The 24,710-nt window shown below is 55.3% G+C and carries 23 protein-coding genes; 3 read left to right on the forward strand and 20 right to left on the reverse strand.

The window, feature by feature from the left end; translation table 11 throughout:
* Positions 1-23 precede the first annotated feature (23 nt).
* From AAF465_08665 to AAF465_08690, 6 genes are all read right to left on the reverse strand, one after another.
* Positions 24-773 (reverse strand): 2OG-Fe(II) oxygenase family protein, encoded by a 750-nt coding sequence (locus AAF465_08665; protein MEM7082793.1) that lies wholly within the window; start codon positions 771-773, stop codon positions 24-26.
* Positions 774-869: 96 nt separating this feature from the next.
* Entirely contained in the window at positions 870-1,358 is a 489-nt protein-coding gene (locus AAF465_08670; protein ID MEM7082794.1) for a hypothetical protein, read from the reverse strand.
* Positions 1,359-1,528: 170 nt separating this feature from the next.
* Positions 1,529-2,020, reverse strand: a complete 492-nt coding sequence (locus tag AAF465_08675) for a hypothetical protein (GenBank protein ID MEM7082795.1) — start codon at positions 2,018-2,020, stop codon at positions 1,529-1,531.
* A gap of 42 nt (positions 2,021-2,062) precedes the next feature.
* On the reverse strand, positions 2,063-2,923 hold the full coding sequence (locus AAF465_08680; GenBank protein MEM7082796.1) for a DUF6502 family protein: 861 nt from the start codon (positions 2,921-2,923) through the stop codon (positions 2,063-2,065).
* Between the two features lie 416 nt (positions 2,924-3,339).
* Positions 3,340-5,163, reverse strand: coding sequence for an FAD-dependent oxidoreductase (locus tag AAF465_08685; protein MEM7082797.1), 1,824 nt, complete (start codon positions 5,161-5,163; stop codon positions 3,340-3,342).
* A gap of 83 nt (positions 5,164-5,246) precedes the next feature.
* Positions 5,247-7,298, reverse strand: coding sequence for a multicopper oxidase domain-containing protein (locus tag AAF465_08690; GenBank protein MEM7082798.1), 2,052 nt, complete (start codon positions 7,296-7,298; stop codon positions 5,247-5,249).
* Between the two features lie 235 nt (positions 7,299-7,533).
* On the opposite strand from AAF465_08690, the gene AAF465_08695 reads away from it, so the two are divergent.
* A complete protein-coding gene (locus AAF465_08695) occupies positions 7,534-7,764 on the forward strand; it encodes a hypothetical protein (protein MEM7082799.1) in 231 nt (76 codons plus the stop codon).
* 74 nt (positions 7,765-7,838) lie between these two features.
* Here the strand turns inward: AAF465_08695 and AAF465_08700 are convergent, their stop codons facing one another.
* The 11 genes from AAF465_08700 to glk all read right to left on the reverse strand — a co-directional run bounded on the left by AAF465_08700 (position 7,839) and on the right by glk (position 17,888).
* Positions 7,839-8,261: a F0F1 ATP synthase subunit epsilon gene (locus AAF465_08700; protein ID MEM7082800.1), complete on the reverse strand. Its 423-nt coding sequence runs from the start codon at positions 8,259-8,261 to the stop codon at positions 7,839-7,841.
* Between the two features lie 76 nt (positions 8,262-8,337).
* Positions 8,338-9,717, reverse strand: a complete 1,380-nt coding sequence (gene atpD, locus AAF465_08705) for a F0F1 ATP synthase subunit beta (protein ID MEM7082801.1) — start codon at positions 9,715-9,717, stop codon at positions 8,338-8,340.
* A gap of 75 nt (positions 9,718-9,792) precedes the next feature.
* Positions 9,793-10,656: a F0F1 ATP synthase subunit gamma gene (gene atpG, locus AAF465_08710; protein MEM7082802.1), complete on the reverse strand. Its 864-nt coding sequence runs from the start codon at positions 10,654-10,656 to the stop codon at positions 9,793-9,795.
* Between the two features lie 43 nt (positions 10,657-10,699).
* On the reverse strand, positions 10,700-12,241 hold the full coding sequence (gene atpA, locus AAF465_08715) for a F0F1 ATP synthase subunit alpha (GenBank protein MEM7082803.1): 1,542 nt from the start codon (positions 12,239-12,241) through the stop codon (positions 10,700-10,702).
* 84 nt (positions 12,242-12,325) lie between these two features.
* The gene (locus tag AAF465_08720; GenBank protein ID MEM7082804.1) at positions 12,326-12,862 is read right to left on the reverse strand and encodes a F0F1 ATP synthase subunit delta; all 537 of its coding nucleotides are present in this window, start codon (positions 12,860-12,862) and stop codon (positions 12,326-12,328) included.
* Positions 12,862-13,332 (reverse strand): F0F1 ATP synthase subunit B, encoded by a 471-nt coding sequence (locus AAF465_08725; GenBank protein ID MEM7082805.1) that lies wholly within the window; start codon positions 13,330-13,332, stop codon positions 12,862-12,864. Before AAF465_08725 ends, AAF465_08720 begins: the two co-directional genes overlap by 1 nt.
* Before the next feature lie 223 nt (positions 13,333-13,555).
* Entirely contained in the window at positions 13,556-13,825 is a 270-nt protein-coding gene (atpE, locus tag AAF465_08730) for a F0F1 ATP synthase subunit C (protein ID MEM7082806.1), read from the reverse strand.
* Positions 13,826-13,875: 50 nt separating this feature from the next.
* Positions 13,876-14,895 carry a F0F1 ATP synthase subunit A gene (atpB, locus tag AAF465_08735; GenBank protein MEM7082807.1) on the reverse strand — a complete coding sequence of 340 codons (1,020 nt, stop codon included), beginning with the start codon at positions 14,893-14,895 and terminating at the stop codon, positions 13,876-13,878.
* Positions 14,896-14,912: 17 nt separating this feature from the next.
* A complete protein-coding gene (locus AAF465_08740; GenBank protein MEM7082808.1) occupies positions 14,913-15,281 on the reverse strand; it encodes an ATP synthase subunit I in 369 nt (122 codons plus the stop codon).
* A 604-nt stretch (positions 15,282-15,885) separates the two neighbouring features.
* Positions 15,886-16,764, reverse strand: coding sequence for a ParB/RepB/Spo0J family partition protein (locus AAF465_08745; GenBank protein ID MEM7082809.1), 879 nt, complete (start codon positions 16,762-16,764; stop codon positions 15,886-15,888).
* Between the two features lie 152 nt (positions 16,765-16,916).
* On the reverse strand, positions 16,917-17,888 hold the full coding sequence (glk, locus tag AAF465_08750) for a glucokinase (GenBank protein ID MEM7082810.1): 972 nt from the start codon (positions 17,886-17,888) through the stop codon (positions 16,917-16,919).
* Positions 17,889-17,942: 54 nt separating this feature from the next.
* Between glk and AAF465_08755 the strand changes: the two genes are divergently transcribed.
* Positions 17,943-18,212, forward strand: a complete 270-nt coding sequence (locus AAF465_08755; protein ID MEM7082811.1) for a GIY-YIG nuclease family protein — start codon at positions 17,943-17,945, stop codon at positions 18,210-18,212.
* A 142-nt stretch (positions 18,213-18,354) separates the two neighbouring features.
* Here AAF465_08755 and AAF465_08760 read toward each other — a convergent pair whose 3' ends face one another.
* Positions 18,355-19,251, reverse strand: a complete 897-nt coding sequence (locus AAF465_08760) for an HDOD domain-containing protein (GenBank protein MEM7082812.1) — start codon at positions 19,249-19,251, stop codon at positions 18,355-18,357.
* A 92-nt stretch (positions 19,252-19,343) separates the two neighbouring features.
* Positions 19,344-23,522: an EAL domain-containing protein gene (locus AAF465_08765; GenBank protein MEM7082813.1), complete on the reverse strand. Its 4,179-nt coding sequence runs from the start codon at positions 23,520-23,522 to the stop codon at positions 19,344-19,346.
* 106 nt (positions 23,523-23,628) lie between these two features.
* Between AAF465_08765 and AAF465_08770 the strand changes: the two genes are divergently transcribed.
* Positions 23,629-23,838: a hypothetical protein gene (locus tag AAF465_08770; protein ID MEM7082814.1), complete on the forward strand. Its 210-nt coding sequence runs from the start codon at positions 23,629-23,631 to the stop codon at positions 23,836-23,838.
* An 86-nt stretch (positions 23,839-23,924) separates the two neighbouring features.
* On the opposite strand, the gene AAF465_08775 is transcribed toward AAF465_08770, so the two are convergent.
* On the reverse strand, positions 23,925-24,710 hold the full coding sequence (locus tag AAF465_08775; GenBank protein ID MEM7082815.1) for a ParA family protein: 786 nt from the start codon (positions 24,708-24,710) through the stop codon (positions 23,925-23,927).

Below are 24,710 nucleotides of genomic sequence, written 5' to 3' on the forward strand. Positions count from 1 at the left end.
CTGCAACCCGTGCCGCTGAACGACTATGCGTCGAGTTCGTCGGCTCGAAACCAGCCCGTAATCGATAGCCTAGGCGTCGCTGCGTAAGGCGCAACATGCGTCACGGAGTGAATATGACGCACATCAAATAATGACAGCGTATTAAATTCCGGTGTCCAAGCGTCTCGCGGCGTGCCGTCTTCCTCGAAAAACTGCAGCAGTCCACCCCAGTCGGGATGCCACGCCGGACTGAACCCAAAAACATACGCCAACCGGCGCTCTTGACCTGACGGATCGTCACGATGGCGGGTGAGGAAATGACCGGGCCGATACGCGGTGGCTTGACCATCTGCCCGCGTTAAGTCCGCTGCTGACGTAATCGCTTCAATCGTGGACAGCAATTCCTTGGAATTTAGAAACGCATAGAAGTCATTCAAAAACACCAGATCGTCTTTCGCCGCTTGCGTCTCCTCGCCAACCAGCGTGTCGGCGTAAGGCATGACCGCGCCCAAGTGAAAACGCCCGTATAAATACCCGACGCCGCGCGAGGCCTCCGAATAAATAGCGCCGAATAATGCCTTGCGCTGTTCCGGCGTGAGCGCCGCGAGATTTTCCATCGACATGGACGTGCCGTCACCATTCGCCACATACGCAAATTCATAGGGCAAGCGCTCGCCCAATATCTGACCCAGTCGCTCGGCCACATCGTCGGCCAACACATTCGTTATGCGTACACGCTCGTCACTCGCGTAGGCGGCAGCCAGAGAATCGATCTCAAGATCAGGGTGAAGCATGGTCAAATCCAGGCGATGAGTAAGCGCCCAAGTTTACCCCAGAATGAGCAGGCTTCCGACGTCAGTCGCTGCATTTATGTCCGTGGGTTGAGGTATTCAGAGCGGCCAAACGGCGGAAAAATCGTGCTCAAAACCATCCGCCATACTCGCGCGCAAACTATCTGGATTCATCAGCAACAGGCAATCCCCTTGCCCCACCAGAACGGCTTCGCCGACGATGCGCGCGTAGTCGAGCTGTGACGGCGTGACGCCTGTCAGTTTGCCGTTCTCCACCCATGCGTCCTCTTGATTCGCATTGACCCGCGACAGCTCGAGAATGCGGCGCTCATGGTCATCAGGCCAACGATTTGCGATCGTTGACTGGAGCGAATTCCAGGCCGGAACACTGTACACACTGAGATGATAAAAACCGTGGTCCTGATTGTCGTGCGTGACGACATAGGCACCATCGGTCAGGGTGGTCGACACATCGATGGTGAGCGCGTCATCGAAGTGCACCGGAGTAATGCCGCGCAGCAGACGCTGAAACGAATGTTCGACATCCGGATTGAGTACTTCGATGGGGATGGTTACGTCGTCGGACATCGCACCGTCACTTCACACAAGACGACACCGGCCGATCGACACAGGAAAACGCCAACGGTCCCGTCACCGAATAAATCTGCCGGTCATCCATGACTCTCAATTCCTTGCCCTCACGACCCGCGTGTCGTTGCACATTACTCAGCATGCTCGGTGAGGTGCCTCCCTGCTGATTAGTAGCGCCCACCTCGGGTTAAAGATGTAAACGCCACGTCCAGATTCAGGGTGCCCGGCTCAAGTTTGCCGGTGCCTTTAGACAGCAGCACGCTGATCGTGCCAGCCGGCGCATCAACAATGAGTTCTCCGGCTTCATACATGCCGGTAAAAACCGCGCCAGGCGGCAGAGACTCGGGATCGACTTCCATCGAGTATCGCCCTTCACACAGGAAATCAACTTGCACAAAGCCTTTATTGTTCGTCACAAACTTCTCGGCGCCCAATTCAGCGTAGTGCGTCATTGAGAGGAAGAGCTCCGCTTTCGGAAAGCCCTCTTCGTCCCGCTCGTGAATGCCATTGTCATTGCGGTCGTGGAACACAGTGATATTGAGTTTGCCACCGCAATCAGCGTGACGAAAACCACTGCCCGTAATCTCAGCGTAGCCCACGGCGGCAAAGGCCAGCGCCAACATACCCGAGACTGAAAATACCAATGCGTTCTTGACCATTTTATTACCCTGCTGCGTGTTTTATTGTCGTTGTATTAAATTCTAGTTGTCTTCGTTTACCGGTGCGGAATTGATTTCGTACACACCCACCCCAACGCGTTTCATCGGTTCTCCGGCTTCCGCATTCTCAACGTTCGACAACCAGTCGTCGACCCGCTCAAGAAAACGCTGACCTTCCTGTTCCAAGAAAGCATGAAACGCCGCCTCTTGCGAAGCGGGTATGTGCTGATTGGTTGCGATGCGTTCAAAACGACTGACCTGCCCTTCGTTCCGATGCAGATTGTAACTACCCGTTTCGGCAAGATCGGCCACGACGCGGCACACTCGATCCAGATTCGAGGCATCGGTTTTGCGTGGAATGTACTGGCGACTGCGCGCGATGATGCGTCCATCTGAAAGCGACTCAACCGCGCCGACTTCCAGCAGCTCTTTGAGCATGGCAGACGACGGCGCAAGTTTGCCACTGTAGTCATCATACAGCGCATTAAATCCGGGCTCACCGTTGTGCCCTTCGATCGACAATGGCCTCGGATTGCCTTCATCGTCGGTGAATCGATCGTCTACGTACCAACCCAGTAGAATGCGCGACAAATGGCGCAGGCTATCGAGGCCCTCATCGTCTTGCGGAAAGTTTTTTTCGGCGTTGGCTTCGTCCAGCGCCGCGCGCACCATCGTACGCGACAACCCGGTGAGCATCGCGACACGCGAGATGTTGGTCTTGCGTCCGCGAATCCCAAACTCGTCTCTTGCCACATCGACATAGATACGGCGGACCGAAGATGAAAACGTCTGAAACGGCACGCCGGCGCGCAGCAAAATACCAACGATGGGCCGAAGTACCGTCGACAGTAATTTATTTTGCGTTTGACGAATCAGATACGAATAGTTGTGTGCAGCTTGCATAAAACCCGCTCCATAGACTTCGCGATGATCGCCCTATCATCGAATTAATTAAACGTTAGATACGCAAAGAGCCGCTGTTCGTTATTCGAACGGTTTTATCTTTAATTAGTGGGCTCTTTGCATTGTTCCCATTGACGATAATACTAACCTGATCGAGCAGTGGAGGGAAAATGCCGAGCATTTACCCGAGTCCCGCCACGACGATTGGCGAAGCGATGTGACATATTACGTCGATTCCATTGGCGTGGCGCCGCTCTATGGGCACCGCATGCCGGCCATGCGAATTCTATAATTATCAATAAATTCATAGATTTAATAAAGCCTCAAGCCACACCAGGGCCAATCGGTCACAGGCCGGCACGCAGTGCGGGGTCGATTCACGCAACGCAGCCACACCCACACCTCATCGCGCGTGATTAATCGCCGATGAGTTCTGAAACCGCACGATGAGCATGGAAAATCGCGGCGTCGGTCGTGGCTTCAGCGCCCGCGTCGGAGTTAGCGATCGCAATGCGCCCAAAGGGCTGACGGCCAATAACCCATGGCTTTTCCGATTCATCTGTCCACGCGGGCTCCCACAGCAAATCGGGGCTGTACGAATAGCCGTGCGACCAGCGATTAACGGTAATACCCACCACATCACGCTCAGCGTTGAAACCAAACTTACCCACCACTTGCTCGATCTGGTCGATCGCGTGCTGCTCGTAAGTGGAAAAGGGCAAACCCAGCATCTGGCGCCGTCCGGCCCGCCACTGTTCTGGACCTTGGATATCCGTAAAGTGCGGCACATGGCACATGTGCAGAATCATGGGGTCATTCGGGCCATCGCCGTAGTCGTACGTACCCATTGAAACGGGATAATCAAACTCAATCTGCTTATAAAAATCGTTGGTGAAGTAAATATACGACGCCCCCAGTTTTTTAAACGCACGCCAATTGCGCAATGCGACCTTTGTGTACACAAGCGGAATTTTCACGTTGTAATTGAGACCCTCAACTTGTTTCTTAGGCAACTCCGAACACAAATAGGGAATCGCACTGTTGTAGCAGGCCATGACGCAGTGGCGAGCGCGCACAGTGCGCGGTACATCGCGCAGGTAGGTCACATCGACGGCATCCTTCGACGCGGTGTGACGTACATCCACAACCGTACTGTTTAACCGTATCGCTACCGCCTGGTCTTTTTGATCGAGTTTCGAATAGTCGGCCCGTTCGGTAACCACATCTTCCATCGACACGCCCGGCATCGCGGCAGGTATTAAGGCACGAACCAACAGACGCGCCACCGACGCGTTGCCATCTGGAAAATGAAAGATATACGGCTCGCTACCACGATAACCCACCCGCGGCATGGTCCAGCGCAAGCCCGGCATACCACCACCGTCGTCGTAGTTGGGAATGTGAATCGCCGGGATCTCGTCAATGCCGACACACCAAAAGCTAATACCCCATCGACGGTAGAGCTCGAGCACCTGCTGATCAACCTTTACATAGTCTTTGAGATAGTCGTAGTAACTAATCCGACTCAGTAACGCGTATTTTTCTTCTCGCGTCAGACCGGCAAGATAGTCGGTCTCCTCCGTAAACGCCCGAACCAGATCCTGCCGAGCTGTGTCGGACAGCGGCGCCCGTGCTGCAAATTCATGCCAAGGGAGATCGCCATACCCATTGACCACTTTTCTCTCACCATAGGTCGCTTCATCAAACACAACCGCCATCTGCATCTCGTGGCGCGCGTTAAATTCCTGATCAAAGTAAGTGTAAAAGCGCTGCACATCGATACCAACATCCTTTAGCAGCTGGCTGGCGATGTCGGTATAGGAGCCGGGCGAGTCGATCGACTCGGTGCCGCCATAGGTGATCGTGGTTCTCTTGTCGATGGTGAATTCATTGCGTTTGGCATGCCCGCCAAAATCATCGTGATTATCGAGCAGCAACACCCGCGCGTCAGGGTTTTTACGTCGATAGTAATACGCGGCCGCTAAACCGCTAATGCCGGCGCCCACCACAACCAGATCGTATTCTGCCTCCGGTGTTTGCGGCGGCCAAGTTTTACCCGCTACTCTGCGGTGCATGGTTTCCCATGAGCCATCGTGCGAGCCACGTAATCCAGTCAAGGCAGGCGGGTAGTACTCGGCATGCTGCTGGGCCACGGCGCCAAACGCGTCGATCCAAGGCGAAGTCAGGCTGGCGCCGACCGTCACCGCCGTACCATTTAAAAATTCACGCCGTGTGATCACACAATTCTCCCGGTGGTTATTGACACGTTTCAACACCACCCTACCTGAGGCGCGAACACCCGTCGACGTTACGTGTCCTTCACCTAAAAACGAAACTCAAATCCGGCACCAGTACCAAACTCGGAATGCGTATTCACGACCAAATCCAGGTTTTTGCGGAGGGTATACCCCAACGTTGCAGACCATTCCTCTTCTTCTTCGGTGTCGTATTCCGCTTCCAGCTCGAGATGAAGGCGACTGGTTAACTGCAGCTCTTTTTCCAGCATCAGGCGCACCTCTCCCTCTTGATTCACTCGCAGTTGGCTCTCAAAAAGATACGGGAGTAAGTAGTTGACCGCCGCGTACACCTCTGTCTCTTGATCTTCGTCGAGACTGTCACTGAGCTCTACGCCAAACTCCGTGGATAAAAAACGATCGTAATAATGGCCATAACTCAGTTCGACCTCATAGTCGTTTTCGCGGTCCAACTCCCACTTAGCCATCCAGGTTTTCCGCGTGTTGGCAAACACCGCCTTTCCAGCCGACATGTGACTCATCAGACCCGTGTCCGTCCATCGATACCATGGCTCTTTCTTATTTTTGAACATGTCATGCCACTTGACCATATCCGCGTCATACTCTGAATCGTTGTACGAGAAGATGCGCGACATGCCCCCTTTCATATGATAGAGAACGTGGCAATGGAAAAACCAGTCTCGCTCTGCATTCGCATCAAACTCAATGACACGCCGCCCCATAGGCGGCACATCCACCGTGTGTTTCAATGGTGAGTATTTGCCGTACTGGTTAATCACTCGAAAAAAATGTCCGTGCAAATGCATTGGGTGATGCATCATCGTTTCGTTTATGAGCGTAATTCTGATTCGTTCGCCTCGATTGATCTTAATGTAGTCAACTTCTCGAAGCGTCTTGCCGTTGAACGCCCAAACGTAGCGATTCATGTCACCGTTTAATGTGAACTCGATATCTCTAACCGGCTGCGACGCCCACATTCGTGTATCGACTCGCGCCTGCAATTGATCGTAGGGTGTCATCGGGCGATCCTCCGTGGCACCGTGCATAGAGTGATCCATACCACCATGCATCGAGTGGTCCATCTCGCCATGGCCACCCATATCCCCATGCCCGGCGTGCAAGTTATATAGATCCGGCGCTGGCACATCCGGCGCATACAGAATCTCATTGGACTTGGTGTCGCCGATGAACAATGACGTGTGCCCAGAACCATCTTGTGCCGTGGCGCGGAACTCCGCCATGCCGGACTCAGGTACTTTAACGGTGACGTCATAAGTCTCCGCAATGGTCATCAAATTGCGCGCGACGCGCACCGGCTGTACGCGCAACCCATCGGCCGCAACGATCCGCTGTCGATGCGCGGCGTACTCAGTATAAAAGTAAGTCGATGCGCCCGCGTTGATAATTCGCAGCTTAACGATCTCACCGGGCTTCGCCGCCAAATAGTCAGCCTTTTTCCCGTTGGTCAGAAACGCGTCGTAGGCTACATCGGAAATATCCATTGGTGGCATCCGATCCGAGGACTGCTGCAACATCGCGCCTATCGCATCACGTTGTAGAGCACCCCAGATACTTTGCATGGCCCCTTTTTTTAACGCGTAATAGTGACTCCCCCGCTTTAGCGTTCGCATTACTTCATTAGGGTCCTCGTCGGTCCAATCGGACAAGACCACCACATGCTCGCGATCCGCCTCGCGCTCATCGATTTCGTCATGGATCACAATCGACCCATACACCCCGCGCTGCTCTTGCAGTCCGGTATGCGAGTGATACCAGTAGGTACCACTGTGGACGAGTGGAAACTCGAACGTCAGTGTCTTGCCCGGCTTGAGGGGTGGCGTTGTAAGGTAGGGTACGCCGTCCTGGCGATTGGGAAGCAAAATCCCGTGCCAGTGAATCGACGTTTCAACATCCAACTTATTGTGCACATTGACCGTGAGCGTATCACCGAGCGTAGCCTCAATAGTTGGACCGGGTATTCCACCATTCACGGTCATCGCCATGCGCGGTGTACCTGAGTAATTCACTGTCGCTTGGTCAATAACTAAGTCATAAGAACGCATTTCAGCGAATGCGCTGAATGCAAATAAAGAAAAGAGCAAAAATAGTAATGGGCGCATAACACACTCCGCGATCAGATAGACAACACATCGGTGCAGCCGCAATAGGCTGCTCTGATCAGGCGCGGGTCGGCGGACGCAACGGCGCTTCGGTTATCGATGCCAGCGCGCACGCAAGATCGTCCGCCACGCCCAGGGCGGGATCGAGAATGGATAGATCAAAATGATGACGCGGCCCCATCGAAGTAACGCCGTCTACACATTCACAGTGTTCGGTTGAAAGATCACTTGCGCTATGAGCAGCCTCATCCGGACAGCAATCGTGCGCCGGCTGGTGAATCGCCTGCGGGACCGTATCGGTAACATCACAAAAACTCGGCACCGCAAAAAGCTGACCGACCACCGCCACAACCAAAAAGGTAAGAAGCACGCGCATGCGGTGACGTTAGCACACCATCTTGATGAACAGAAGCCGCCACCCACCGCAGGCCCGCAGGGCGATGCAACCCGCCCGCTCGCCGGCTAAATGACCCATCGCGGATACAAAAAACCGCCGATCGCACGGGTCGATCGGCGGTTATCGATGGATTGGTGGCGCCGTTATTTTTTGGCGGCTTTGAGGTGGCGCAGCACTTTAAGTCGCGCTGCGGCTTCCGCCAGATCCGACTGGGCCCGACTGAAATCCGTGTGATTTGCCGCACCGGACAACGCTTCTCGAGCGGCTTTTTCGGCTTCTTCAGCTGCCGCCTCGTCGATGTCATCCGCCCGCAGCGCGGTGTCGGCCAAGATGGTGACATTGAATGGCTGAATTTCAAGAATGCCGCCCGAGACAAAAAAGAACTCTTCGTTGCCCTCTTCATCCAACAGACGCACCTCACCGGACTGCAGTGCCGTAATGAGCGGCGCATGGCGAGGCGCAATGCCTAGCTCACCCATCATGCCGGGCACAATGACTCTCGCGGCGTTACCATCAAACAGCGCGCCTTCGGCGCTTACAATGTCAACGTGAATGGTGCTGGCCATACTTCTTTGCCTGATTGGTTAGTAATACAAGTGTGCAATTCGGTCACGGACGGGCCCGCTAACGCGAGCCGTACCACTACGAAATCGTTTTCGCCTTTTCGACAACCTGATCGATCGTGCCAACCATGTAGAACGCTTGCTCCGGCAGATGATCGTACTGACCGCTGGCGATGTCCTGGAAGGCGCGAATGGTGTCTTTGAGCGACACATACTGACCCGGTGTACCGGTAAACACTTCGGCCACGAAGAACGGCTGTGACAAGAAGCGCTGAATTTTACGAGCACGGGACACAGTGAGCTTATCTTCTTCAGACAACTCATCCATACCCAGAATCGCGATGATGTCCTGCAGTTCTTTATAGCGCTGCAAGATGCCCTGCACCGCTCGCGCGGTGTCGTAGTGTTCCTGCCCCACGATGAGCGGATCAAGCTGACGCGACGTTGAATCGAGCGGATCCACCGCCGGATAGATACCCAGTTCCGAAATCGCACGCGACAGCACCACCGTGGCGTCAAGGTGAGCAAACGTGGTGGCTGGCGACGGGTCGGTCAAGTCATCGGCCGGCACGTAGACGGCCTGAATCGAGGTGATCGAACCGGTCTTGGTCGAGGTAATGCGCTCCTGCAGCACACCCATCTCTTCGGCCAGCGTCGGCTGATAGCCCACGGCCGACGGCATACGACCCAGCAGCGCGGACACCTCGGTACCGGCCAGGGTGTAGCGGTAAATATTATCGATGAAGAGCAGCACGTCACGACCTTCGTCGCGGAAGTACTCAGACATGGTGAGGCCCGTGAGCGCCACACGCAGACGGTTACCCGGAGGCTCATTCATCTGACCGTAAACAAGCGACACTTTGTCGATCACGTTCGAGTCGGTCATCTCGTGGTAGAAGTCGTTGCCCTCACGAGTACGCTCACCCACGCCGGCAAACACAGAGTAGCCGCTGTGCTCGGTCGCGATGTTACGAATCAACTCCATCATGTTCACGGTCTTACCCACACCAGCACCGCCGAACAGGCCGACCTTACCGCCCTTGGCAAACGGACAAAGGAGGTCGATCACTTTAATGCCGGTTTCGAGCAGCTCGTTGGTCGCGGCCTGATCCTCGTAACCAGGGGCAGCGCGGTGAATCGGCAAACGCTCTTCTTCACCGATTGCGCCTTTCTCATCGATCGGCTCACCCAGCACGTCCATAATACGGCCCAGGGTTTTCGTGCCTACCGGCACGAGAATGGGGTTGCCGGTGTTGGTTACGCTCATGCCGCGCTTGAGACCCTCACTGGAACCCATGGCGATGGTGCGCACCACGCCGTCGCCGAGCTGCTGCTGCACCTCGAGGGTGAGATCGTTCTCGTCGAGTGTGAGTGCGTCGTACACTTTTGGAATGGCGTCTCGCGGAAATTCCACGTCAACAACAGCCCCAATGATTTGAACGGTTTTACCAGCGCTCATGATGTCATCCTCAATTTGCACGCCCCGCGTGCCACGTTTTTTAAAAAATAAACAATCGTTCTTGCCGTGCGCGCCTTAAACGGCCGCTGCACCGCCTACAATTTCTGATAGTTCCTGCGTAATCGCCGCTTGGCGCGCTTTGTTGTACACCAGCTGCAGATTGTCGATGATCTCGCCCGCATTCTCAGAGGCACTCTTCATTGCCACCATTCGCGCCGACATTTCACTCGCCACATTCTCAAGCGCGGCGCGATAGACCTGCGATTCGATGTAGCGCAGCAGCAACTCATCAAGCAGCTCGGCCGCGTCGGGCTCGTAAATGTAGTCCCAGTTGTCCTGCAAGTCGTCAGCGTCGAGGGTTTCTGCCGGCAGCAACGTGGTGATGGTCGGCGTTTGGCTCATCGTATTCACAAATACGTTGTTCGCCAAAAACAGACGATCGATACTGCCTTCGGAATAATCATCCAACATCACTTTGACGGTGCCGATTAAATCCGCAATTTTGGGTTTATCACCAAGATGCGTTACCTGGGCTTTGACGTTGCCGCCAAACCGCTGGAAGAACGAAGAGCCTTTGGCACCGATCAGACACAAGTTCACCTCAACGCCTTTGGCGTTCCACTGAGCCATATCCGCGACGAGCGCCTTGAGTAGGTTCACGTTCAAACCACCACACAGGCCGCGGTCGGTTGTCACGACAATGTACCCAACGCTCTTTACTTCCTCGCGCTCCGTCAAAAACGGGTGGCGATAGTCTGGATTCGCCTTGTTAAGGTGACCGATAACCGCGCTGATCTTTTGCGCGTAAGGCCGAGACATGGCCATACGATCCTGTGCTTTACGCATCTTACTCGCCGCCACCATCTCCATGGCTTTGGTGATCTTTTGAGTGTTCTTCACACTCTTGATCTTAGTGCGTATCTCTTTTGCGCCTGACATAGTGCGTTCGCCTTAGCTGCGTTGACCGTAGGGTGTGGAGCGTTTAGTAAGAGCCGGATTTAACGAAGTCGTCGACAATCTTCTTGAGACCGTCTTTCTCTTCGTCGCCGTAGTTACCGCTTTGCGTAATGCCATCGATCACGCTGCTGTACTTATCTTTCGCAAACGCCACCATGGCGTTTTCAAACGCGACAATTTTGTTCTCTTCAACATCGTCGAGATAGCCGTTTTCCACGGCGTACAGTGACAGCGCCATCTCGCCCACCGACATCGGTGAGTATTGCGCTTGTTTCATCAGTTCCGTCACCCGCTTACCGCGCTCAAGCTGCTTACGCGTCGCGTCGTCAAGATCCGAGGCGAACTGCGCGAACGCGGCAAGCTCACGGTACTGAGCAAGCGCCAAACGCACACCGCCACCGAGCTTTTTAATCACTTTGGTTTGTGCTGAACCACCCACACGCGACACCGACAAACCGGCGTTGATCGCCGGACGAATACCGGCGTTGAACAGATCGGTCTCGAGGAAGATCTGACCGTCGGTAATCGAAATCACGTTGGTCGGTACGAATGCCGATACGTCGCCGGCCTGGGTTTCAATGATCGGCAGCGCCGTCAACGAACCGGTTTTGCCTTTTACTTTGCCGTCGGTGATTTTTTCCACGTAGTCGGCGTTGATCCGCGCAGCGCGCTCAAGCAGGCGTGAGTGAAGGTAGAACACGTCACCGGGATACGCTTCACGACCCGGCGGACGACGCAGCAGCAGCGAGACCTGACGATAGGCCACGGCCTGCTTCGACAGATCGTCATACACGATCAGCGCGTCTTCACCGCGGTCGCGGAAGAACTCGCCCATCGAGCAACCGGCATACGGCGCGATGTACTGCAGCGCTGGGGATTCGGCCGCGTTCGCCGCCACCACAATCGTGTGGTCCATGGCGCCGTGCTCTTCGAGTTTGCGCACCACGCTGGCTACCGACGAGGCTTTCTGACCGATCGCCACATAAATGCAGACCATGTCCTGGCCTTTTTGGTTGATGATCGCGTCGATCGCCACCGCCGTCTTACCGGTTTGGCGGTCACCGATGATCAGCTCACGCTGGCCGCGGCCGACGGGCACCATGGCGTCAATCGACTTAAGGCCGGTTTGGACCGGCTGGTCGACCGACTGACGGGCAATCACGCCCGGCGCCACTTTTTCAATCGGCGCGCTGTGTTTGGTGTTGATCGGGCCTTTGCCATCAATGGGACGACCCAGTGCATCGACCACGCGACCAACGAGTTCGTCACCCACTGGCACTTCAAGAATTCGGCCAGTGGTTTTGACTGTGTCGCCTTCCGAAATGTGTTTGTAGTCGCCCAGCACCACGGCACCGACGGAATCTTGCTCAAGGTTGAGCGCCATGCCGAAGGTGTCGCCGGGAAACTCGAGCATTTCAACGTACTGCACGTCGGCGAGACCGTGGATGCGAATAATGCCGTCGGTCACCGCGATAACGGTCCCCACGTTACGAGCTTCAGCGGCAGACTCGAAGCGCTCGATGCGCTGCTTGATCAGATCGCTGATTTCGGATGCCTTAAGTGACATGGTTTTTTCCTCTTAATTGTCGGTGCGACGGCCAATGCCATCGCGCTTATATTCTTGCAGTGCCGGTATACGTCCGGCGTATTGCTAGTCGGCGAGATTGCCCGCCATTTTGTCCAGGCGCCCGCGCACCGTGCCGTCGATGATCAAATCACCGGCCTTGATCAGCGCGCCACCCAGCAAGGCTGGATCGGTGTTAAACGTCATGCGCACATCGCGACCGAGCTTACGCCGCAGTGACTCACCCAACCGAGACTTATGGTCGTCTGACATCGGCTCAACCGACGTCACTTCCACATCGACCGAGTTCTCAGCGTCAATTTTCAGTAGCTCAAACTGTGCCGCGATATCCGGCAAAGCCGAGACTCGGCCATTTTCCGCGAGCAGTTTAATCAAATTGATGCCGGCTTCGTCCAACCCGCCGCCGGCCACGTCGGCCACGGTGTCGGCCACCTGTCGCGCGGTGGCTTTGGGATTGGCAATAAAACTGGTCATGTCGGCGTCCGCCGCAATGGTTGCCAGGGTGTTGAGCATCTCGGACCAGCGGTCGAGCTTGCCACCGTTAAGCGCGAGCTCAAACACCGCTTTGGCGTAAGGTCGCGCGATAGTGCTGAGATCGGCCACTAGATTTCCGCCGCCAGTTTCGAGAGGAGATCATTGTGCGCATCGGCATCGATCTCACGTTGGAGAATTTTTTCAGCGCTCGCCAATGCAATCGCGGAGACCTGACCACGCAGATCGTCTTTCGCGCGATTAATTTCCTGCTCGATTTCCGACTTCGCCGCCGAGAGCTGTCGCTCGCGTTCTTTGATCGCGTCGGTTTTCGCCTCCTCGACAATGCCGCCAGCGCGTTTGGTCGCACTTTCAATAATGTCCTGGGCCTGCGTTCGCGCTTCGGCAATCAACGTCTTCGCTTCGGCCTCCGCCTCGGCTTGCGCTTCGATCGCGCGCTCACCAGCGGCCAAACCTTCCGCGATTTTTTCGCGTCGTTCATCAAGTGCCTTCATCAAAGGCGGCCAGACAAACTTTGCGCAAAAGAGCGCAAACATAATGAAGGCGATCGTTTGGGCGATCAGAGTGGCATTAATATTCACAACTAGCTCCTAAAGGGGGTGTCGCTAACGACACTGCTTTAATCCGTGTGGATGTTCGCAACAAGTGAATCGGTTCTTCCCAACAGCAACAGTGACGATCCTCTGCTGACAGAGCGGCTCACATCGCATGTCCGAGCCGTCAAGAAACCGGATTCAGCCGGTGCGCCCGCGACTACGCGAGCACACCTGACACAAACCGAACAAACCGGTGGATTCGGATCGGTTATCCGCCCAGCGCGTTTTGCAGCTGGCCCACAAACGGGTTGGCAAAGGTGAAGAACAGCGCAATACCCACACCGATCATCGCCACGGCGTCAAGTAGCGCCACCACGATAAACATTTTGGTTTGCAGGTCTGCAGCCAGCTCAGGTTGACGCGCAGCGCCTTCCAGGAATTTTCCACCCAAAAGACCCATGCCGATACCCACACCCAGGGCACCCAAACCGATCAGCAGGGCGACCGCAATAGCTGTGCTACCAATTACATGTTCCATCTTTGTCTCCTAAACAATGCCCACCACGGGCTTTCTTAAAATAAAAATGCTCAATGATGCTGACTGGCCAAACCCAGATACACGATGGTCAGCATCATGAATACGAAGGCCTGCAGCACAATCACCAAAATATGAAAAATTGCCCACATGAGATGCAGCAACATGCCGCCTTGCGGAATGAGTACACCGCTACCGGCTAGCGCGATCGCCACCGCCATAATGACAACCAGGCTAATCACGAAGGGCCAGGTCGAGATCTTGCCTTTCACACGAAGAATGGTCGCCACAATAATGAGCGCCATTGCAATCCACGGCACAACGGATGCAGTGCCTTCCGACGCGGCGTTAGCGCCCATGATGGCAATCAATATAAAGATCAGTTCGCCCGCATAGAGATTGCCGAACAGTCGCAGCGACAGCGACACCGGCTTAGCGATAAAGGCGACCGTTTCGAGAATCAGGTTAAATGCCACGACAAACGGCCAAAAGATCAAACCAACGCCTTTGGACGGTGGCGAGATGGGGTGCGCCCAGAATTCTTTACCGAACTCCCAAGCACCTTTGTGCTTGAGGCTATAGAAAATAATGAGCATGAATACTGTGATTGACATAGCAAACGTAATGTTCACATCGGTCGTCGGCACCACTTTCATGTAGGGAATGCCTGCCGCCAGGGCGAGTTCAGGGATCCAATCTACGGGCACCAGATCCATGAGGTTCATCAAGAACACCCAAACAAATACGGTCAATGCTAACGGCGCAATGAATCGGCTCTTGGCGTTGAAGCCGTCCTCCACACTCTTATTCACGAAATCGATAATCATTTCGAGGAAGGCCTGCCAGCGCGTCGGCACGCCATCGGTGGCGGTTTTTGTCAAGCGACTAAAGACGAATAGAAAGAGACCGCCCAGAAAAATCGCCCAAAACATCGAGTCGACGTTGATGGTCCAGAAATTGCCGTTGCATTCATTCCAAACCCACGCGCCATCGACCTTACAAACCTGTAAGTTTTGCAGGTGGTGTTGAATGTATTCGCCTGAAGTGGCTGGGCCGTGTTCACTCGCTGCCATGAAACTCTCTACTTCTCTTATCGTGTCAGTGCGTGTCGATCCGCGAGGATGGCCAGCCATACGCCCGCGTGCACTCCAATAAATCCGGCTAACAGTGCCCCCGCATGTAATGGCGACACCAGAAGATACACACCCAAAAACAGCCCAAACGTCAGCAGCCATTTAAAGGCTTCGCCCACGTAGGCGGCGTTCAGCATTTTGCGAGGATTGCCAGACTGGCGCACAGCCATCATGCGAGCGGCCAAAAACGCGCTCGGAATCACGCCGATCATTCCTCCCAACACCGCTGAATACCCGGCGACTCGCCCGGCAGCCACCAGGCCCACTATGCCCGCCACCCCGGTCAGACCGAGCTGCGCCAGCAAGATTTTTGTCACCGCATTCACGTGTGCTACTCCCACTTTTCACCGCATGGCGAACTGAAACCCAGACTGGGCGGAACGCGTCCCGTTTCCGTCATAATCGTGTTGGATTGTGACGAAAATTCAGTTATTTACCGTGCTCTACCGAGCAAGGCGCACCAGCGAAAAGCGCCGGTATTATAATGGGGGCGCTGCGGCTATACAACAACGCGCACGGAAAACTTTTCGCCTATTTTTACAGCCATTCCGCGCCTCGAATAACGGCGTTCGAGCACCGATCTGGCACTCGCGAAATCAGCCACTTACCGACTCAATTTTCATGAATCATCGATCTCCCTGCGCGATCCATTCGCCACCGTGAACGGGCAAGCGGTGCTTGCTGTGCGTATCGACCCGCCGACAAACAGCACCTGCGCAACGGTGCGCGCCGCACGATAGGATCGCGCAGACGGGTCCGTGAGGCGATCACCTAACAGGTCATACTGATTCGGGGCGCCGTTCCGGGCGGCGCGGCCAGCCCGCGTTCGAGGCCTCTGTTGTGGACGAACGCCGCGGATTATTGGGCATGACCTCGGGGCGATGTCACCGGCAACGGCGAGCTAGATTGCGCTCAGAAACGGCCGAAACACTACTTGATGTGGGCGAGAATACCTTCGAGCTCTTCCAAAGAGTTGTAATTAATCAATAACTTACCCTTCCCACCGGCGCCCTGCTGAAAGGTCACTCGTGTGCCGAGCTTTTCACTGAGCTCGTTTTCAAGTCGGCGCACATCGTTGTCGACTGTGCGCGCGGGGGATTTTGCGGCCTCGGGTTTTGTCAGTGATTGAACGAGCCGCTCCGTTGCCCGCACGGACAGGCCACCCGCCACAACATCACGCGCAGCCCGCAGTTGCTGTCGACCGCTCAGTCCGAGCAGCGCCCGCGCATGGCCCATTTCAAGTTCACGCGACTCCAACATTTTCTGCACGTCGAGCTCGAGCTCCATGAGCCGCATGAGGTTACTCACCGACGCGCGCGAGCGACCCACCATCTCCGCGAGTTCCTGATGGGTACACTCAGTCTTTTGCTTAAGTTTGTAGAGGCCGCGCGACTCTTCCATCGGGTTGAGGTCTTCGCGCTGCATGTTCTCAATGAGCGCCAGCGCCGTGGCTTGCGTATCGTCAAGATCACGTACGACGGCCGGCACCTTGTCGAGCCCCGCGAGCTGCGCGGCTCGCCAGCGGCGTTCACCCGCGACGATTTCGTATTTGCCACCGGACTTAGGCCGCACGAGAATCGGCTGAGCAATGCCTTGTGACTTAATCGAATCGGCCAGCTCCTGAAGCGCCTCAGGCCGCATATCGACCCGAGGCTGCATTTCGCCACGCTCGAGTAAATCGACCGGCAGTTCTTTGAGCCCAACCGTTGCCGAGGACTCGGCCGCACCGGCGGCTGCCGGTTTGCGCCGGGCCTCACCGCTTAACAGTGCATCCAACCCGGTGCCCAGACCTTTTCGTTTTCCCGCCATGGTGTGCTCGCGTCTCAATGAGGGTCGACAATATAAACGTAACCGCTGGCCACAACCAGCGCAATGTCGAGCGTGATCAGGCGATCGCCCCAACGGCTGTTGTCGGACCCTCGCCACCGATGGGCCGCGCCGCGCGACAGAACGGTGGAACGTTAATCGCTTAGCGGCAGCTCAATACGCGCCTGCTGACGCAGATAGTAAAGGCCCAACAGTGCGGGTGTGTCGCTGTAGATGTAATACACCGGAATCTTCGCCAAATAGTGGCGATATCGCCCTTTGTTTTCGAAGCGCGTTCGAAACGCCTGATGGTTTAGCAGACCCTGGTTCTTTTTGACGATGCCGCCACCGACATAAACCCCGCCCGATGCGCCGAGCGTAAGCGCCAGGTTCGCACCGACATTGGCCAGGAGATTAAAAAACAGCGCAAACACCTCGAGCGCCTCGGCATCGCCTGCTTTGGCCAACTCGCTAATGGCAGACGGCGACGCCTCTTTTTTGGAAATAAAGTGGTAGACGTTCTGCAAACCGGCACCGGACAGCGCGCGTTCGGCCGATGCGTGGCCGTATTTGTCCCGCAAATACCGACACAATGCCTCTTCTTGTTCGGTGTTCGCCGCCAGGGTGACATGCCCACCCTCGCCGGGCACAGCGAGCCAGCGCGAGCCGGTCCATACCGCACTCGACACGCCAAGACCGGTGCCCGCACCCAGCACCGCCTTAGTGGCGTAGGGCGACGGCGTGGGGTTGCCGCCGTTTTGCACCACGTCGTCGCTGGGTAGCATCGACAATGAGTAAGCTAACGCCTCAAAATCATTGATCAGTCGAGTTTGCCGCGCGCCGACCGCATGGCTAATGTCCGAGGCCATAAAATGCCAGTCGCGATTGAGCATATCCACCCGATCGCCATTGACCGGTCCTGCTACACCCAAAATGACTTCTTCGACCTCACCATGCTGCGCCTTTTGCCGCGCCACATAGCGATGCAGCAGCGCTTCCAGCGAGTCAAACCGGTCGTTATCAAACGCCTCAATGGCCAGCAGACCCTTTTCTGTCCCCACTGCACACCGTGTGTGCGTACCGCCCACATCAGCAAGAAGCGTGTAAGTTGAAGTCAGCAGCGTCAAGGTAGCTCGCGTTCAATTCAGGGAATGACCGCGAGAATGATAGTATAGACACCAATGAAAACAACACCCACGACTGACAACTGGCATGTTTACATAGTCGAATGCGCCGATCGGACTCTCTACACCGGCATCAGCACAGACGTCGATCGACGCATCAGTCTTCATAACGCAGGCCGAGGGGCGAAGTACACGCGCGTGCGACGACCGGTCAGCTTGGTCTACCGCGAAGTCGCCTCCGACCGTGGCAGTGCATTACGACGCGAATACGCGATTAAACAACTGTCTGCCCAACAAAAACGGCAGCTGATTCAACAACACGCGTGAATGGCTGGGGCGCCGTGCCCCACGTCGGTAAAGGTTTGCCGAGCGGTACACCAAATGTCCGATGCCGGATACCGAACCGCGAGTACCAACGCAATCTTTCTTGCTGCGATACGACCAACACATCGTAATCGCTTGCGGCTCGCTAACCGACCATCGCTTTCACAGTCGTCTCGGTCGCTTGCCGTTGGGCCTCGGTGCCCACTGTTGCTTTTTTGAGCGTATTTAACTCTACGTCGGGCAGGTCCTTGGCAATATAGGGAATGTGCAGATCGGTCGGCTCGGTCGCGCTAAGCATGTGTTCAATCTGCCGTGACGCCTTGATAGACGCTTCGAGAATCGACGCGAGCTTGTTGTCGGCGGAACGCTGCTCAGCCCGATGTTGATAGGCCACCACAATCTCCTGCGGCAGCTTCCAGTGATTAACCAGCTCATGGGTAACGGTTTCGATCGAGTAGCCCAGTTTACCCACGCACAACTCTTCCATTTTGAGCTCATCGTCTTCAGTGTGTGCATTGAGCACATCACTGGTCTTCTCAGGCAGACTGCACGCCAGCGCCATCAAGCCGAGGCTGTGGCAAAGGCCAGCAATATAGGCAAACTCTCGTTCGGTTGGATCGAGGTCTTCGACCACCTTCGAGAATCGTTGTGCCGCCGCGGCCGTGTTTAGAGCTCGGTTCCAAAAGCGGTCAGAATCAAAGCCCAAGCAGGCGCTGAGATCAAACGTTCGATTGGTCGCCAATGCAAAGGCCAGTGAACGCACGGCATCTGGCCCCAACACGCGGCCGACAACAACGCGCATGTCACTTACCGGCTCCTGCAAACCGTAGTAGGCAGAATTGGCTAAGGAAAACAGTCGCGCACTGATCGTCGGATCACCGCTTACAATATCCGCAATATCGTTACCACTAATAAATTCATCCTGAAATCGCGCAATGATCTCCTGCGCGACATCCGGCAGCGGCGGCAAACTTCGTATCATGCTGACTAACGTGCTGGCATTGCACGTGTCGACGTCGGCGGCGGCTATTGTAGTGTCCATAATGCGTTCTCACTCATGGCTAATTGGTTTCGACGCCGTCGCGGTGCGAGCACTACGGCAGGGTCGAAACGCAGGGAAGATTAAGAAAGACCTCATGCCGAACGCTCGATGTCAGGCGGCAGGATCAGTTTGTTTTCGGCTTCGGGGTCAGGGCCGATCATGGCGCCCATAGGTAACTCGGCAAACACCGTTTCAGGGCGATGAACACCAAAGCCCTGGACGTAATCGATGCCAAGCTCTTTTACCGCATTGAGAATCTGGTCATTCTCAACAAACTCAGCGATCGACTTAATATTCATCGTGCGAGCGATATCAATAATCGAACGCACAAAAATGCGATCGATTTCGTCGGTCAAGATATCGCGAATAAACATGCCGTCGATTTTTATGAAATCGACCGGCAGTTTCTTAAGGTAACCAAAAGACGACAGGCCGCTGCCGAAGTCATCGAGTGCAAACTGGCAGCCCATATCGTGCAGCGCCGACATCATCCGACCGGCCTCACCGACATTTCGTATAACGGCGGTCTCGGTAATTTCGAAATTGATCATGCCTTCGGGTAGGCGACAGTTTTTAACCGCGTCGATCAAGAAATCAACGAACCGCTTATCTCCAACGCTAGAGCCCGATAAATTAATCCAATAGCGACGACCGAGGCTGCCAAATGACTGATGGAGATACAGCGTTTTGAACAGATTCTCCACAACCCACTTATCGAGCTTCACAATGAGTCCGTATCGCTCGGCAGACGGTAAGAAGGCGCCAGGTGGAATCAGCTTACGTGAGTCTGGATCGCGCATGCGCAACAACACTTCCATGCGCTCAGGCTCACCCTCGATGGGTTCAACCGGGCGAATGAACTGCCCGTAGAGCGCGAAGCTGCTGTTATCCATCGCTTCGTTGAGTCTCTGCACCCAACGCACTTCGCCGCGCTTTTCATTCACCGACTCGCCATCGCCTTGAACGAAGTGAACACGGTTTCTGCCAGCGTCCTTTGAGTGATAACACGCCGCGTCAGCGAGCTGGGTAATCTCTTCGATCGTGCCCAATGACTGGTCGACTCGCACCGCGCCCATGCTGACCCCAATACGGTACGTATTGGTATCCCATTGGAACTGGAAATCCTCAACAGCGGCTCGAATCGACTCCGCCACGCGATGCGCCACATCATTCGGACATCGCCATAAAATAAGGCCAAACTCATCGCCACCCAGACGCGCCACGGTATCATCGGCGCGCACTTGGTCGCGGATAATCTGGCTGACCTGTCGAAGCAACTCATCACCCGCTAAATGCCCGGATGTATCATTGACAATCTTAAATTGGTCCAGATCCATGAGCACGAGATAAGACGGTATATCGCCATCTTCGCTTTGCTTATGCGCCTTTTGTAGCGCCGCCTGAAATGAGCGGCGATTGACCAGTCCAGTCAGTTCGTCATAACTCGCCTGATACTCCAACGCATCGGTCAATCGTCGAGCCTCTGTGATGTCTTGTATCTGTACAATGCAATAAACAAACTCTCCCTGTTCGTTTCGCACCGCCGTTAAGAACAGCCGTGCATTGAGCAATTCACCATCGTGCGCAATACAACTACATTCGGTGTCGTAGTATTCGTACTCATCATTTAACAACCGCAGAAACTGCGTGCGCATTGTGCCGCGATCTTCCTCATCGACGAACGTCAGAGCATTAATGCGAAGCCTGCCATCTTGACGCCGCTCGGGCCGGACAAACATCTCCTGATAGGCACGATTCGAATTCAGGATCAGACCGTCCCGATCAATAAATGCCATGCCGATGGGTGTCGATTGAAACGCGACGCGAAACCGGGTCTCAACTTCTTCACGAGCAATGTCTGCAAGCCGTCGCTCCTCGCTTTCCTGCAATAATTGTTCATTGCTGGCAACTAATCGTCGGTGCCCTTCTTCGATCGATTTTGTGCGATCGTCCACTTCTCGTCGCAACTTGAGGTTGTGACGCTTGATTGCCCGTGTCCGGACGGCGTATCCCGCGTACAACACAAACAAGATGGCGGCAAGCACCGACAACAGGAACCAGCGCTTTAGCCAAAACGGTGCAAGCACCTCGAACGAGAACGCCTCGTTATTGAAAAACCACTGTCCATCGAGATATCGAGCTCGAACTTCGAAGCGGTATTGACCGGGCGGGAGACCAGAGTAGTTCACGCTACGCGAGCGATCGGGCGTGCTCCAATTAATGTCGTGGCCGACTAGGCGATAGCTGTATTCAACCGAATGGGGCTCGAGCAGCGAGACTCCATCAAACACAAACTGCATGCCGTTGTCGCTGTACTCAACCTGACTACCCGGCGTAAGACCCGTTTGCGTTTTTTGCGTTCGTGCGCTCAGCACCTGCGGCGTGATCGGCACCCGTGTCGGCATTTCATAGCGTAAATCCATGCGCGTCGCGCCATCGATCGTACCAAACCACAGATAGCCATCGCGATCGAGAAAATTCGCGTGCGCATTGACTTCCAGCCCCATAAACCCATGAAGCAAACTGAGTCCACGACTGTAGAGTGTCGCCGGGTCAAAGAAGAACACCCCTTTCTCGCCGCCCAACAATAGCGAGCCATCGTCTTGGACAAACACGGAGTAGACGTTTTGGTCACTCATTGGGGAATCCCGCGTGTAGTCCCGAGTTTGGCCCTCTTTGAAGTGAATGAGAACGCTATCCTCGCCGGCCAACCACACTTCGTTCTCGCCCGCCGCCTCGACATGGCTAAACAATTTGTCGGTCAGACCGTATTTCTCGCCGTAAAATTCATGCCGATATTGGCCATTCGCCATCGGTCGCAGTACGCCGAGACCGTCTTCATCGACGCCGTACCAAATGTTTCCCGCTGGGTCCTCAGACAGTGAATAGATCGGTCCTTTGGAGGAGTCGTCCACCGGCACTGCAGGACCCGCCGCATCGACATCAATAGTCAAGATGCCCGCGCCGTCTGTGGCTAGCCAAAGACGGCCGGTGCCATCCAAATGGGAGTCGAGAATGATCTGGTTGGCCGTACCTGCCACCAACGTTGCCACATCACGCTGTGTATCAAGACGAAAAAGGCCTCGCCCCGCCACACCCACATAAAGCACACCGTCGACATAGGATTCAACCACCCGAACACGGCCCGAAGGCAGGTCGTAGCGCGCAGACAGGTCTGTGACAACACGGTTGGTGGAGTGTTTCAGCAAGGAAGTGCCGGTGCCGTAATAGAAATTACCCGCATCGTCTTGGGTCACCACCCAAACAACACTTGAGTTGGCGGAAAAGCGATTTCGGTAATGCGTGAATCGATTACCCAGATGGCGATATAGACCGCCATAGCGCCCCAACCACAGCGTGTCCTCGTGATCGATATACAGGGTATTGACCTCTGCCAAATCGGGGAACGAGACGAACTCTTCGCGACGCTCGCCGCTTAAGTCCACGCGTGACAGGAAGCCATAGACGCTTTCATCGGTGCTGATCCACACATCGCCGGTTCGACCGGCGACGATGTTATTGATCGGGTCGGTGCCAGGGACCGTATGCCGAACACTAAACCAACCGTCTTTGAGCACGCCCACTTCGCGCTGCTCATTCACAAGCCAATGCACGCCGTCCAACATGTAGCTGCTGACAACGTTCTCCTGCACGAGCTCGATGTCGACGTCGCTGCCACCTGACCATTTGAAGAGTTGGTTGTCTTGCACAAACCATAGCGCATCATTCCAAACGCTCAGTTGCGATGTTTTCTCCTGGCTACCACGTAGGAGAGCCGGGGTGGCATCGAGGTTTCCAATTGGCAAACTGAACAGGCCTGCATCTTCTGTCGCAAACACAAAGCGACCGCGAAACCGAACGAACTCTCGCACAACCGAATCACTCAACCCCTTGAGCGGGGTGATGCTCGTCACCGAGGTGTTATCGATTAAAATCAGGTTGCTTTTGGCATCGGTCAGCCAAATCTGGCCAGCGGAGGTGGTGTGAAGCGCCGTTACGTAGTTATAAAGCAGCCCATCGGCCTTGGTGAAATTTAGAAACTCAACCCCATCATAGCGATTGAGTCCTCGATGAGTGGCCACCCAAAGATGACCCGCGTCATCTTGTGTAATGGCCAACACGTCGCCCTGACTCAATCCATCCACCGTGTCGTATTGCAACATCGGCGGTTCTGCCTCCCACAGGGTACCCTTCGGTTCCTTATGAGCGGCATTCGCATAGGCGCACACGCCGACTGCAACAATAAGCGCAAGCTGTTGATATAGTTTCATGCTGTCTGCCATCGAGCCCCTGCTGAATAAGATAGCGACCGCCACCGACAGAACTTGAGCGATGAAAATCAGGACGTTATGTCCACTTCGCAAGGAGGATCGCTCGATGACACGGTCGTGTTCAGGCTCGCCAGAATGGCGACGTTCGACGCACGATGCGCCGTGGCGGGCAACCGGCAACGACGGTTGGGCGCAGCGCGCGCTACGCCGCGCGTTACTGGACTGGATTCGCGTTCGGCTGCACCGGCATTCGCCGGTCAGCGTGGCCTTTACAAAGAGTATCGAACGCGCAGACGGGTCGGCTGGCCTGGGCTAGGCCGAATCTGTTGAGCGCTTTTGTGCCGGTTTGGGCTAGGGCGGTGCTTTTATAAGGTGTTGCGCAGCGATCGAGCGATGGTCGGGCTAGGCGGATTCGCGTAGCCGATCGCCATGACGACGATTGACTTCACCGGCAAGCGCCAAATACGCCAGTGCACCGCGGGACGACTTGTCGTGTTTTATCACCGGCACGCCAAAACTGGGGGCTTCGGCCAATCGTACGTTGCGGGGAATGACCGTGCTGTACACCGTGTCACCAAAGTGCAGGATAAGCTGAGACGACACGTCGTTGGCCAAATTATTGCGCGGATCAAACATAGTGCGCAGTATCCCCTCGATTTCCAACGACGGATTGACCGCGTCGCGGATCTGTTCGATGGTCTGCACCAGCGCACTTAAGCCCTCGAGCGCGTAATACTCACACTGCATTGGAATCAGGACGCCGTCCGCCGCTGTCAGCGCATTCACCGTGAGCATATTTAGCGACGGCGGGCAGTCAATAAGAATGTAGTCGTATTGGTCGCGAACCTGTTCCAGCGCCTTGCTCAGCCGCGTTTCACGGCCAAACTCTTTCATGAGATTCACTTCCGCGGCGGTCAGCTGATCATTGCCAGGCACCACATCAAAACCGGACTTGTCGGCCGCGACAATGGTGTTTTGGATGGTGGCTTCACCGAGCATCACCGCACCCGCGGTATTTTCCGCCGTGTGTTTGTTCACTCCGCTGCCCATCGTAGCGTTGCCTTGTGGATCGAGATCAACAAGCAACACCCGCCGCTTGGTGGCACTCAATGAGGCCGCGAGGTTGACGCACGTGGTGGTTTTTCCCACACCGCCTTTTTGGTTTGCGATGGCAATAATCTTGTTCAT

Source organism: Pseudomonadota bacterium, from assembly GCA_039028935.1.
Taxonomy (GTDB): domain Bacteria; phylum Pseudomonadota; class Gammaproteobacteria; order Steroidobacterales; family SZUA-146; genus SZUA-146.